The organism is Pedobacter sp. GW822-FHT03F06, from assembly GCF_058801365.1.
Window position 1 is genome coordinate 257,486 of record NZ_JBXANE010000005.1, and the last position, 13,465, is coordinate 270,950.

Annotated in this window: 9 protein-coding genes; 2 read left to right on the forward strand and 7 right to left on the reverse strand. The window is 37.3% G+C overall.

Annotated elements, in window-relative coordinates; translation table 11 throughout:
• The first annotated feature begins 10 nt into the window (after positions 1-10).
• Positions 11-1,597: an L-aspartate oxidase gene (gene nadB / locus AC1RJ8_RS10820; protein WP_492953816.1), complete on the forward strand. Its 1,587-nt coding sequence runs from the start codon at positions 11-13 to the stop codon at positions 1,595-1,597.
• Positions 1,598-1,726: 129 nt separating this feature from the next.
• The gene (locus AC1RJ8_RS10825; RefSeq protein WP_492953817.1) at positions 1,727-2,239 is read left to right on the forward strand and encodes a gamma carbonic anhydrase family protein; all 513 of its coding nucleotides are present in this window, start codon (positions 1,727-1,729) and stop codon (positions 2,237-2,239) included.
• Between the two features lie 96 nt (positions 2,240-2,335).
• On the opposite strand, the gene AC1RJ8_RS10830 is transcribed toward AC1RJ8_RS10825, so the two are convergent.
• The 7 genes from AC1RJ8_RS10830 to AC1RJ8_RS10860 form a co-directional block, all read right to left on the reverse strand.
• On the reverse strand, positions 2,336-3,979 hold the full coding sequence (locus tag AC1RJ8_RS10830; protein WP_492953818.1) for an Ig-like domain-containing protein: 1,644 nt from the start codon (positions 3,977-3,979) through the stop codon (positions 2,336-2,338).
• Between the two features lie 121 nt (positions 3,980-4,100).
• Positions 4,101-5,963: a tRNA uridine-5-carboxymethylaminomethyl(34) synthesis enzyme MnmG gene (mnmG, locus tag AC1RJ8_RS10835; RefSeq protein ID WP_492953819.1), complete on the reverse strand. Its 1,863-nt coding sequence runs from the start codon at positions 5,961-5,963 to the stop codon at positions 4,101-4,103.
• A 146-nt stretch (positions 5,964-6,109) separates the two neighbouring features.
• Positions 6,110-7,972, reverse strand: coding sequence for an ABC-F family ATP-binding cassette domain-containing protein (locus AC1RJ8_RS10840; RefSeq protein WP_492953820.1), 1,863 nt, complete (start codon positions 7,970-7,972; stop codon positions 6,110-6,112).
• A 759-nt stretch (positions 7,973-8,731) separates the two neighbouring features.
• On the reverse strand, positions 8,732-9,169 hold the full coding sequence (gene ybeY / locus AC1RJ8_RS10845; RefSeq protein WP_492953821.1) for an rRNA maturation RNase YbeY: 438 nt from the start codon (positions 9,167-9,169) through the stop codon (positions 8,732-8,734).
• 68 nt (positions 9,170-9,237) lie between these two features.
• Entirely contained in the window at positions 9,238-9,531 is a 294-nt protein-coding gene (locus AC1RJ8_RS10850) for a type II toxin-antitoxin system RelE/ParE family toxin (protein WP_492953822.1), read from the reverse strand.
• Entirely contained in the window at positions 9,531-9,770 is a 240-nt protein-coding gene (locus AC1RJ8_RS10855; protein ID WP_492953823.1) for a hypothetical protein, read from the reverse strand. Before AC1RJ8_RS10855 ends, AC1RJ8_RS10850 begins: the two co-directional genes overlap by 1 nt.
• Before the next feature lie 211 nt (positions 9,771-9,981).
• Positions 9,982-13,299, reverse strand: coding sequence for a DUF4175 family protein (locus tag AC1RJ8_RS10860; RefSeq protein WP_492953824.1), 3,318 nt, complete (start codon positions 13,297-13,299; stop codon positions 9,982-9,984).
• Between the last annotated feature and the right edge of the window lie 166 nt (positions 13,300-13,465).

A 13,465-nucleotide genomic window follows, 5' to 3' on the forward strand; every position in this document is an offset into this window, starting at 1 on the left:
GTTTTTATTAATGAGGAAAGTAGATTTTCTGGTAATTGGTTCAGGTATAGCGGGTTTGAGTTTTGCACTTAAGGCAGCCAAGTTTGGTAAGGTTTTGATTGTTACTAAATCGAACGAAGACGAATCGAATACAAAATACGCACAGGGCGGTGTTGCGGTTGTGGTGGATAAAGGTGATTCTTTTGAAAAACATATCGATGATACTTTGATTGCCGGCGACGGATTATGTGATGAAAAAATTGTGGAAATCGTTGTAAAAGAGGGACCTCAGCGTATTCAGGAGATCATTGATTATGGTATAAACTTCGATAAAGATAATGCCGGTTTCTATGATTTAGCAAAGGAGGGTGGGCACTCTGAACACCGTGTTTTACACTATAAAGACATCACAGGATATGAGATTGAACGGGTGCTGCTGAATGAAATTCATGAGAATAACAACATAGAGATATTAACACATTACTTCGCACTGGAGTTAATTACCCAGCATCACCTGGGTGAGTTTGTGGATAAACGTACCGAAGATATTAACTGTTATGGCATATATGCCTTTAACACAGAGCTTAACGATGTGGAAAAGATTGTGGCAAATGTGACTGTGATGGCTTCGGGCGGTGCCGGACATGTGTATTCGGCCACAACAAATCCTGTTATTGCAACAGGCGATGGTATGGCAATGGTTTACCGCGCAAAAGGAAAAGTGAGGAATATGGAGTTTATTCAGTTCCATCCAACAGCTTTGTACCATCCTGGAGAGTACCCATCATTTTTAATATCGGAAGCTGTTAGGGGTTTTGGTGGTGTTTTAAGACGTAAAAATGGCGAAGAGTTTATGCATGAGTATGATGAACGTAAATCGTTGGCACCACGTGATATTGTAGCCAGGGCTGTGGATAATGAGATGAAGAAATCGGGTGATGATTTTGTTTACCTTGATATTACCATGCGCAAGAAGGCAGATATTCTGAAACACTTTCCTAATATATATGCCAAGTGTTTGTCAATTGGAATAGATATGACAAAAGATTATATCCCGGTTACACCTGCCTCTCATTATATGTGCGGTGGTATTCTGGTTGATGAATATGGCCGCTCTTCAATTAAAAATCTTTATGCCTGTGGTGAATGTTCTTCTACCGGTTTACATGGCGCTAACCGTTTGGCATCCAATTCGTTACTAGAAGCAACGGTTTTTGCTCACCGCATTTATCAGGATGCTATTGAAAACTTCAAGAATAATGTTATTCCAGATCACATTCCTGAATGGGATTCGAAAGGGGTTACGCAAAGTAACGAGGATGTATTGGTTACGCATAACCTTAGGGAATTGCAAAAAATTATGGGTGATTATGTGGGTATTGTCCGTTCCGATTTCCGTTTGGAAAGAGCACATCGCCGTTTATTTTTAATCTACCAGGAAACAGAAGAGTTTTATAAAAAGAATAAGGTTTCAGTTAAACTTTGTGAATTGCGTAATGTAATTCAAACGGCTTATCTGGTGATCAAATCTGCGATGCAAAGGAAAGAGAGCAGGGGATTACATTATACTACTGACTATCCTGAACATGCAAAAGAACTGGTAGATACTGTTTTTTAATGTGGAATCGTCATGCTGACCTGTAGCGCAGCGGAAAGCTACGCAGTAAATTTAGGTCAGCATCTACGTATCATATATACAATACATATAAGACCCTGAAATAAATTCAGGGTGACGTAAAATAATGTTATGCCTTTAATACTACCCGTAAAAGATAAATACCCTGAAATTGGAAAAGACAATTTTATTGCAGAGAACGCCACAATAGTGGGTGATGTAATAATAGGTGATAAATGTTCCGTATGGTTTAATGCCGTGATTAGAGGCGATGTAAATGCCATTACAATCGGAAATGAATCGAACATTCAAGATGGTGCCGTAATTCATGCAACGTACTTAAAAGCTTCTACACACATCGGTAACCGGGTATCTGTAGGGCACAATGCCATAGTACATGGTTGTACGGTTCAGGATAATGTTTTAATCGGCATGGGTGCCATTGTAATGGATCATGCGGTTATAGAAGCGTATTGTATTATTGCAGCTGGGTCTGTCGTATTGGAAAATACCATTTGTGAAACAGGTTATTTATACGCGGGTACACCAGCCAAAAAAATAAAGCCCATTACTGAGGAGCAAAGGGCTTTATTGAATAAATTGCCTGATAATTATATCATGTATTCGGGCTGGTTTAACCAATAGTTTTCGTCATTTCGACTGAAGTGAAACGGAATGGAGAAATCTGTTTCGAGATAGATCTCTCCATTCCACTGTGTTCCAGTCGAGATGACGGTTTTTTTACTTAGTTGGAGGTGCAGGTATCACCAGTGGATCTTCACGTTCCCAGTTCGGTTTTAAATCCATTAAAGCTTTTAAATACCAAACCTTTTCGGGTTGGTATCCTTCCTTAACATTTCCCGTGTCCCAGATTCCGTTTTTATTGTCATCGTAAATTACCCTGAGCATATATTTGCCTGCTGGATATTTAGAAAAAGTAACCTTCGAATTCTTGCTAACCGGAAAAGATTTTATAATATCCTTTTTTTCACTTAAAAACTGCACAACATATCTTTTCGAAGTATCCGGAACAGTTACATTTAATACCAGGGTGGTATAAGCATCCGGGCTTTCGAGTGAAAAACGTTTGGTTACATCTTTGTTTTTAGCGTTAAATATAGCAGTAAATGCACCTGCAGCTAATTTTAAATCATAAGTTCTTTTATTTTTCCAGGGGTATTTAATGTAATATTTAAGAAAATCTACGCTGTCTTTTACCACCTCAAAAGTTGTTCGTTTCACAGAATCTTCTAAAAGCGTGATTTTAGATGGATCTGCAGCAGTCATCGGAAAAGGAAAGCTTAGGGTTAACTGCTGGAAAGGGTTTAATTTACCGCCCGATAAATTATCAGAAATCGTTACATCGCGTGTGTAGGTGTCTTTTTTGCCCCTGGTAAAATTTAAAGTCTGTAAAACCTTGCCCTGATCTTGTATGGCAACCTTAACTGAATCGAAACTTAAATCCTTTAGCCAGATTTTGGCAGTATCATTGTTTTTAGAAAAATGGACAAACTTACCTACATCTACAGCTGGTGGGTCTGTAATGGTTATTTTAGGACTTTTAAGCTGCTGATTTAAGCTGATTGATATACTTCCGTCGTTATTTAGTTTTCGGTCTAATACCCGGAATTCTGGTGCCAGTTCTTTAAATATCTGCAGATCTATGTTCTCTATATTTTTATCTATTACAACAGGCTCTTTTACAAATCCAACTTCGTCCGAAATCTGCTGGTATATTTTATCACCTCCTCCGCTACTTTCTTTTACCGCATATACTTTATAAGTACCTTTTCTTAAATTATTTAATTTGTACGTTCCGGCACTATCGGTAGTGGTATAAATTGATGGACGTTTTTTTCCAAAAATGGTATCTCTTTCCAAAGGCAGAATAAATACGGTAACTTCCTTCTCAGGTTCGTCTGTTAGCGAATTAATTACCTTGCCACTTAACGATAACGAATCTATTTCTGGGCCGGTAGAAAAAACATAAGATAAATTTTTAACTACGTTTCCCTCGTTAACATCAGCCACAGACTTTCCGAAGTTTAAGGTATAGGTCGTATTTTTTTCTAAAGAATCCTTAAGATTGATTTCTAATCTTTTTTGTCGCTTTTTTAACTCTGGAAGTTTTTCCTGATCGGGTGAAATAGAAAATTCTTTAAACTCATCTTTAAGATTAAAATATTCATCAAACTCGATTACAATTTTTTTAGCATTAAAATTCCTCGTTTGATTTTTTGGGGTCATGCTTAAAACTTTTGGTGGCTTCGTATCTTTTGGTCCACCTTGTGGTGTTTGGATACTTGCACAACCAAAAAATAGGAGCAAGGTTGTAACAACCGCTAAATTTTTAAGGTTAAAATACTGAGCTTTTAAATTTGGCATATTTTAAACGTTCTGACGAATTTTTATATTTTTTGGAACCGTAACATTAAAAAATCTTTTTTTTAGCTTATATCGCTTTATTTTAAGTCTGTTTTTAAATAGTTAAAGTATTGACTATCAATTACTTATTAATATAAACCATTAAAACAGATATATCGGAAGGTGAAACGCCCGAAATCCGCGATGCCTGACCCAAAGTCCGTGGTTTGATCTTAAATAATTTTTCTCTGGCCTCTTTTGAAATGGAAACAATTTTATTGTAATCGAAATCTGGCTTAATTTCTTTGTCTTCCATCTTCAGCATTTTAGCTACAATTTCATTTTCCTTTTCAAAATAACTTTCATATTTGATTTTGATTTCTGCTTGCTCAATCGTTTCGTTGTCTAAATCTTTTGTCGCATCAGCAAGAGGTTTGCTTACTTTAATCAGATCGGGTAAACCAACATGAGGTCTGCCAACCAAACTATGTATTTTAACATTTTGATTTAAAACACTCGATCCTAAACTTTCGAGCATTGGATTGGCATCACTCATTTCAATACCTTGGTTTTTGGTAAACTTAACCAAAGCATCGGCATTTGCAATTTTCCGATTTACCTTTTCTAAACGCTCATCAGAAATTAAACCCAGTTCATGTCCGATAGGAGATAAGCGGATGTCTGCATTATCCTGTCTTAATAACAAACGGTGTTCGGCTCTTGATGTAAACATGCGATAAGGTTCTTCCGTTCCTTTAGTTACCAGGTCATCAATTAAAACACCAATATAACTGTCAGATCTTTTCATGATCAGTTCGTGTTTATCAGTGATTTTTTGGTGTGCATTTATACCAGCCATGAAACCTTGACAAGCCGCTTCTTCATATCCTGTGGTTCCATTAATTTGTCCTGCCAAAAATAAATTGCTGATCAATTTAGTTTCTAGTGTTAACGATAGTTGAGTTGGTGGGAAGAAATCGTACTCGATGGCATAACCTGGTCTGAACATTTTGGCCTGTTCAAAACCTGGTATTAACCTTAAAGCTTTAAACTGTACATCTTCCGGAAGTGAGGTCGAAAATCCGTTTACATAAATTTCGCAAGTATTCCATCCTTCTGGTTCAACAAAAATCTGATGTCTGTCACGCTCCGCAAAACGGTTAATTTTATCTTCAATGGATGGACAGTACCTCGGCCCTAAACCTTTAATTCTTCCGGTAAACATTGGCGACTTTTCGAAACCTTCTTTTAAAGTTTCATGAACATCTCCATTGGTATAGGTGATCCAGCAACAACGTTGATCGGTTGAAACTTCAGTATCTGTGTAGGAGAATTTACCTGGGTTTTCATCACCCCATTGTTCTTCCATTTTGGTATAATCCAAACTTCTTCCATCTACGCGCGGGGGAGTACCGGTTTTCATTCGGCCTGCTTCCATGCCCAATTCTACCAGCTGTTCGGTAATTCCGGTTGAAGCTCGTTCGGCGGTTCTGCCTCCTCCAAATTTCTTTTCTCCGATATGCATTACACCGTTCAAAAAAGTTCCATTGGTAAGGACTACTGCTGTACTTTCTATTTCGATACCTAAAGAAGTTTTAACACCATATACCGTATTATCTTTCACTAATAAACCTATAACACTATCTTGCCATATATCAAGATTAGGTGTTCTTTCTAGTGCTAAACGCCACTCTTCTGCAAAGCGCATTCTATCAATCTGTGCTCTTGGGCTCCACATGGCGGGACCTTTTGATTTGTTGAGCATTCTAAATTGAATAGTAGATTTATCAGAAATGATGCCTGAGTAACCACCCATTGCATCCACCTCGCGAACAATCTGTCCTTTAGCTACGCCACCCATGGCAGGGTTACAACTCATCTGGGCTATGGTGCCCATATTCATTGTGATTAATAAAACAGATGATCCTAAATTGGCAGCAGCAGCAGCAGCTTCACAGCCTGCGTGACCAGCACCAACAACAATCAAATCGTATTTTGAAAACATTTTATTTTATATTTCTTTAATTGTTCCACGTGGAACAATTGGTTTTTATTTTAGTATTACGAGATGCTGAAACAAGTTCAGCATGACGATTTGTTGATGTTCCACGTGAAACATAACGCGGAAAACATCTTTGAATTGCGCTTTTGTTATTCTGAAAGTTCTAGCCAACGCATGGTGAGATCGTCAAGCTTTGCTTGAAGTGATTCTATCTCGGCGGAAACTTCCTGAATCTTTATATAGTCGGTCGCGTCAATTTTAACTAAGCTTTCGTTAAGCAAAGCTATTTTGTTTTCTGTTTCTGCAATACCTTTTTCGCTATCTTCTAATTCTTTTTGCTCCTTGAAGCTTAATTTCTTTGCCGTTTTGATAGGTGATTGTTCTACAACAGGAGCAGGGGTTTTCTTGGTTTCTGCTTTTACTTTTGGTTGTTCTAAACTTAAACGGTACTCAGAATAATTACCATTATAAATTTTAACTACACCTTCACCTTCCATGATAAATATTTGATCGCTCATTTTATCGAGCAGGTATCTATCGTGAGAAACCAGCATTAATATGCCGGGAAAGTTTTCTAAAAATTCTTCAAGAACATTTAGTGTGTCGATGTCAAGATCGTTCGTTGGCTCATCCAAAATTAAAAAGTTTGGATTTTGCATCAGTACTTTCATCAGGTTCAAACGCTTCTTTTCGCCACCACTTAATTTCTCAACCATGCCATGTTGTTTCTTGGGCGGGAATAGAAATAAGGTTAATAGGGCAGAGGCAGTAATCACCGAACCGTCAGCCATCTTAATATATTCGGCATCAGACTTTACAATATCAATTACTCTTTCCTTTGGATCGAAGGTTAATCCGCCCTGCTTATAGTAGCCGAAAACAGTAGTTTCACCTGTGTCTACTTTACCTGCATCTGGTTTTAATTGGCTGGTAATAATATTTAATAGAGTAGATTTTCCGGTTCCGTTTTTTCCAGCCAAGCCAATACGATCACCTTTTTTAAAGGTATAACTAAAATCGTTGATGATTGGACGTCCGTCAAAAGCTTTTTGAATGTGTTCTAGCTCAATAATTTTCCCACCTTGACGAGACATCTTCATTTGGAGGTTAATGCTCTGATTATCAGTCTTTTTCTTGGTTTTTTCCTCTAAATCGTAAAAAGCATTAATTCTTGCGTTAGATTTCGTTGCCCGGGCCTGTGGCATGCGCCTCATCCACTCTAATTCTTTCTTTAATAGCTGTTGGTTCTTGTGTAAAACCGTTGCGTCTAAAGCCTCCCTTTCGCTTTTCTTTTCTAAGAAATAAGCATAATTTCCGTTATAGTTAAATATTTTTCCTCGATCTAACTCTACAATGGTATTGCAAACATTATCTAAAAAGTACCTGTCGTGCGTAACGAGTAAAATTGTTTTTTGCCCTGTAGTTAATAATTTCTCCAGCCATTCAATGGTATCAATATCCAAATGGTTGGTTGGCTCATCAAGCACCAAAATTTCCGGATCTTCAATTAAAAGCTTAGCCAGGGCCAAACGTTTCTTTTGCCCACCAGACAGGGTAGATATTTTCTGTTGAAGATGAGTAATACCCATTCTGTTTAAAATGGTTTTAATCTCATGTTCATATTCCCAGGCATTGTGTTCGCTTAATTCTTCATACAACCGATTAAGCGTTTTTTCATCTGGATTAGGGTCTTCAATTAATTCTTCATATTCCTTAATCAACTGTTGTTGTTTATTCTCTAGCGAGAATATGTGGTCGCTAATAGAAAAGCCTTCAGTAAATTGGGGTTCTTGATCGAGAAAACCGATTTTAACAGCTTTATTTTTAACAATTTTACCTTCGAGCGGAGGGAACCTTTCTGCCAATAATTTCAAAAGTGTACTCTTACCTGCACCATTAATTCCAACCAACGCCACGCGCTGACCAGAGTTAATACCTAAGGTTAAATTTTTAAATAGCCATTCGTCATGATAACCATGCCCTAAGCCTTCTGCCGCAATTAGTGTGCTCAATTTTTTTGTATTTCGGATTTATAAAGGAAAATTAGTGCAAAAGTAAGTATAAAATATTTGGAACGGCATAATCAAATTGTAAAGGGCTTCTGTATCAGCTAAAAATGGCAGAATATTGATGTATTGGATTGTCTGTTCTTAGTTCATATGGCATTGCTGCATCATCTCAGTAAAAAGAAAACAGCGGTCGGACTCGCTCCACCGCTGCTTCAATCATTAACTAAAACTAAACTTTATCTTGATATAATGCACAGGATATAAATTCCAGCGCATTATGTAATTGCCGTTTTTTGAATATAAGACTGCAATTGGTTGAAAATGTTGCAGGGAATTTCGGTGTATTATACCAGTATAGTCTAATTGTCGACGAACGCCCATAACTATTAGACGAACGGGAAACAAGCGCAGGGAGGTATTCCAAACAAAATTGATAACAATAGATTTAAAATTAGCTGTTAAAATGTACTATACAGCAAAGTCTGATTGAAAGAGCTGGCAAAAAACTTATGGAAAATTAACGGTTGAGACGGGTTTGGTTCGGAGTTAGTTCGGACTTAAGACAGAGTTGTGACAATGGTACCCGAACAAAGCCCGTTTAAACCCCGAAATTTATGCATTAAAAAATGCTAGTAGTGGTTTACTTGAGTGGAAGTAAATAAAAGGGGAGTCATTTGCTGTGGTCAGTTGGTTCTGCCACGCGAATGATAAAAGGCCAGTGGATAACCTGAAAATGAATGTAATGTGTAACTAAAAAGAAACTTAGATCAGGCCAGCTTCTGCTCTATAGCTTAAATACTCATCTTCTTTTTGCGTCATGAGGCTTTTAGCGGCTTTTCCTTTGTCTTTGTAACCCAGTAAATGGAGCGTACCATGGATCATAATGCGGCAAACCTCATCAAATTCGATTGTTTTGAAGGTTTTGGCGTTTTCTTTAACGCGCTCTATGCTGATGAAAATATCGCTTACAATCTGTTTTTCTTCTTCTGAGTTATCGAAAGTGATGATATCGGTATAAGTATCATGGTTTAAATATTGCTGGTTGATACCCAGCAAGTATTCGTCGCTACAGAAAATAAAATTAAGCTCCTGCAACTTAAAGCCTTCTTTTTCAATCGTAGCTTTAATCCACTTCTTTACCTTAAGCTTCTGAGGAAGATTATAGCTAACTGATTCTGTGAAAAATGATATTGCAGGCATATTGTGGTGTTTATGGCCGCAAATTTAAGAAAATATTAAACGTTAAAAGGCATCTGCTGATTAGGAAGTTATTTCCTTTTGAATTTTAGTTTGGGGCTTCTTGCTGTATGAAAAACTGCGAAGATGATGATATCATTTTCAATAAGCTCAAATATTAGCACATATGGAAATTTGCTCAGGACTAAATGGCGGTAATTCTTTTTTAGCTTTTGATAGAAGAGCGGATTCTTCTCTAACTTGGTATAACACCTGCTTAGTTCTGACAGAAATAAATCTCCTAACCCTTCTTTTTGTTCTTCATACCAATCATAAGCATCTTTTGCCATTTGAACAGCAATGGGCTTTATCTGAATGGTGTACATTACAGTGTTTTAAGGCCTTTAATGATATCCAGAGAATCCTGTTTACTGTAAGATTTGGTTTCGCCCTTTAGGTGCAGTTCCCGTTCTCTATCAAGTATATCCAAGTGTTCATCAGACAAGTTAAATGATTGCCCATCTTCAATTTCTCTTTCAAGAAGCGTATAAATTGCTCTTATTTTATTATCCTCTGCATCAGATAGGTAAGTAATTAATCTTTGTCTTATGGCTGTGCTTGTCATGATATCAAATATAATAAAAAAACTCGATGAGTCTATGTCTTCCTAAGCTATGGTTCGTATCCTCAGGAATCACTTCTATTATTTCGAACGTGTTTCAGCACCTTTTTGATAAGGACCCTGAAATAAATTACCTTCAGTGAACTCGCTTAAGGCTAGGTTTGCTCCGTAGCTTTCCGCTGCGCTAAAGATCAGGGTGACGCAACTCCTAACATCATCGCACCATATTCAACGATTTTAAATATTCAGCGATCTTGTTTTTATAGTAATAATTTAAACTAGGAGGCATTTTTTGCAGCATCTCATTACCATTTTGTTGCTGTTTTTTAAACTGATCGACCATTTTTTGATAAGATGGAGGGAACTCTTTAGCGGCTTTACTTTCCCGTTTAGCATCTTCTTCCTGATCGCGTTCGGCTTTTTCTGCCTCTAATAACTTTGTTAAGAGGTCTTTTTGCCTGTTTAGGGTTTCTTGTTGCAAACGTTTGTTAACCAGATCGCTCTCGGTTTGTTTCATTTCTTTAATGGCTTCGTTTAGGTTGCCCATTTTACCTGTGCCATCCTTGTTCTCTTCACGGTTAATCTTCTCGAGCGCCTGACGGATCATTTGTTGCTGTTGAGCCATCTTACCAAACTCCTGGCTCATTTGTCCTTTGCCAACTTTACCTTGATTATCGCCCGATTTTTGCATTTGCTCCCGGGCTTTTTGCATGCTTTTATTCAACTGTTCCTGCATCTGCGAAAGCTGCTTCATCCCTTGTTTTTGTTTCTTTCCGCTACCGCCCTTACCGTTTTTCTGCATGTTTTGCAACTGACTTAGGGCTTCGCTCAACATCAAGGTTAGATTATTGATAGAAGTCATGGTAAACTGCTGAAAACGGTTAGCTTCAGGTGTTCTCCTATCACCCAAACTTTCCAAACTTTTATCCAGGTTGAAATTGATTTTGTTCATCTCCTCGTTAACTGTCGATTCTATCTGTGGAACGCGTTTGCTTAAACTATATAAGCTATCGGCAATAGTTTTAAGGTTGTCTTTAATGCTACGCTGTTTCTGAACGTTGCTGGTATAAGAAGGATCGGCCGCGGTCATTTTCTTTAAAGCAAGCATTACTTTTTCCTGATCAAAAGAAGTGGTCAATAAGTTTTCCAAGAGGCGGCGCAACTCTTTGGCATTCAGGTTGTTTTCCATTTCTTCGCCCTGTTGCTGCATATCACTCATTTTTTTAGAAAGTTTTTCCATCTGCTCACCAGCTTTTTGCTGTTTCTGGCTTGCATTTTTCGAATCCTTTTTATCTAAAGCGTCTTTACTGTCCTGCTGTTCTTTTTGTATATCCTGCACCTCTTTTTCAGGATTTTCGAAAGGATTTGGCCTTTCAAGTGATTGATTTTTTTCTTCCAGTTTTTTTAGATCGTCTTTCAGGTCTTTCATCTCTTTGTTAAGTACATCCTGTTTTTGCTTTAACGATTCATTATCCTGTTTTTTATCTTTGGTTTGCTCAGCAAGTTCCTTTTGTTCTTTAGCCAGCTCATTTAAACGATCGATATCGGTTTGAAGGTTTTGTTCAAACTCGAGTTGTTTGTAGAGTTCTAAAATCCTGTCGAGTTCATTTTTGAGGGTTTTATTATCCAACTGCATTTTCGAGAGCTCATTCTGCGTTTGGTCTTTATTTTTCTCATTCATCAGATTTTGCAGCTTTTGCAAAAGTTCTTTTGTTTTCTCATCCAGTACATTATCAAACAGGTCTTTAATCTGTTTCTGTTTTTCTAACAGCTCTTCGGTTTGCTTTTGGTCTTCCTGTTGCTGAATATTTTTATCGTTCTGTTCTTTTATTTCCTTAACAGCCTCATCAAGCTGTTTCTGCTTGTCTAAAAGGGCTTCAATCTGTTTTTTATCTTCGAAAGAAATCTGTTTTTTATCGATGAGGCTTTCGGCTACCTTTTTACTTTCTTTTTCAATGGTATTGGCGAGGCGTATGGCCGATTGCATTTTTTGTTTTAATGCCTGGTTGCTGGCATTTACCTGTTCGGCAGTTTCTTTTTTAGTAGGCTGTTTAAAGGTTTTAATTTCCGATCGGGTAACTTTTGCGCCATTTACACCATCATTATCGGCTACTTCAAAATAATATTCAATTTCCTGACCAGGTTTGGCAGCCGCAGTTTTTAAATCCCAGAAATAGAAAAAGCTATTTTCTGTCGCATTGCTCTTAATGGCAATATTTTTGGTAACTGTACCCACAATACGATTATTTTCTTTGAGATGGTATTTAAAACTTAATCTACTAAAACCATAATCGTCAGTTACTTGTCCGCTAAAATATAAAGCTTTATTGCTCGCAGAGTCGGGCTTTTCTTCAACGTTGATACCTGGTGCCTGATCTTTAACTACGGTAATTTGGTGTGAAAGCGAATCTCTAATGGTAACGTATTGGTTTTTAGGGGTAACGCTATATTTTGAATTGTTCCTGATGGTTGCATTAAAGGCCGATTCATTATCCTCAACTTTTAAAACATTTTCGGTTCCATTTAAAATGAACAGGAGTGAACTGCTCTGGCCAGTTTTAAAGTTCCAGGTAACTTTTGTGCCTTCGGGTAGGAGCATATCGCCAACATTGGCAATCAGTTCCTGTTTTTTGCCTAAATAGGCCGGATAATTTAAGGTTGCGGAGGCATTAAGTAACTCGGGACGGGGTTTCACAGAAATAGTAAACACAGCTGAACTAAAACCACCTCCTTTAAAAACCAATTTTTTATCGCTCTGTATATTTTTGATGTTGTAATTAAATTTACTGATGCTCTCTTTTTCGAGTTTATAGGTGTTTTTTCCGTCTTCAACGTAAATTTCGGCAGGGAGTTCGTCGCCGGCCAGTTTAACGTTTAGGGTTACATCATCACCTTGTGTAGCTGTTAAACTCTTATTTAAAACTGTGAAACTGAAAGGTGCTTTAGGTGCAATGTACTCATCGTACTTAAAAAAACTATTCGTGCCCTCGCGTAAAATAGTGGGTGCAATAATGGCAATTAACAGAATAATAGAAAGAGGAACAAAAAGATATTTTAGATATTTCCGGTTATCGTTAATGCTAACAGCGGTGTAAAAGGGGACAGGTTTAAGTTCAAGGATCTTTTGATCGATACTGGCGAGAATAAGGTGATTGTTTTCAGGATGATTTTCGGATAAATGATGAAGTTGTAAGGTATTCAATAATTTATCCTTAATATCGGAAAAGTGATTTCCAATGATAACCGATGCTTCGTCGAAAGTGAGGTGTTTACCCAGTTTGAGCATAGAAAGCAGAGGTTTGATGATTAAAAAGCCAACCAGTAGAATACCAATGAGGAGATAGGCAAAAAATACAAAGGTTTTAAAGCCGGCAGTTGGATTGAGGTAATACAGACTTAGGAAAACAAGGAGATACAGCCCTAAAAGTATGGCTGCAGCGTAAATACTGCCCCGCAAAATTTTATTCAGGTAAAATTTGCGGATAAACTCGTCTATCTTCCGTAATAGATCATTGTAATTATTGCTCACCATATCACTGTAAATGTAAAAATAGTTCTAATCAATTGAAAGAAATCTGATATTAGGATAACGTGTTTATTACAAATTGGTTATCAATTTTAACTATTTGCCGGTTTTCAATTGAAATTCTTATAAAATGATGAAAATGGTAAAAATAAGACAAACGTTTGTTTAAGAA

Excerpts from the sequence above, each read along its gene's own strand:
- nadB (WP_492953816.1), top strand. The coding sequence starts at position 11 with ATGAGGAAAGTAGATTTTCTGGTAATTGGTTCAGGTATAGCGGGTTTG.
- AC1RJ8_RS10825 (WP_492953817.1), top strand. The coding sequence starts at position 1,727 with ATGCCTTTAATACTACCCGTAAAAGATAAATACCCTGAAATTGGAAAA.
- AC1RJ8_RS10830 (WP_492953818.1), bottom strand. The coding sequence starts at position 3,979 with ATGCCAAATTTAAAAGCTCAGTATTTTAACCTTAAAAATTTAGCGGTT.
- mnmG (WP_492953819.1), bottom strand. The coding sequence starts at position 5,963 with ATGTTTTCAAAATACGATTTGATTGTTGTTGGTGCTGGTCACGCAGGC.
- ybeY (WP_492953821.1), bottom strand. The coding sequence starts at position 9,169 with ATGCCTGCAATATCATTTTTCACAGAATCAGTTAGCTATAATCTTCCT.
- AC1RJ8_RS10850 (WP_492953822.1), bottom strand. The coding sequence starts at position 9,531 with ATGTACACCATTCAGATAAAGCCCATTGCTGTTCAAATGGCAAAAGAT.
- AC1RJ8_RS10855 (WP_492953823.1), bottom strand. The coding sequence starts at position 9,770 with ATGACAAGCACAGCCATAAGACAAAGATTAATTACTTACCTATCTGAT.
- AC1RJ8_RS10860 (WP_492953824.1), bottom strand. The coding sequence starts at position 13,299 with ATGGTGAGCAATAATTACAATGATCTATTACGGAAGATAGACGAGTTT.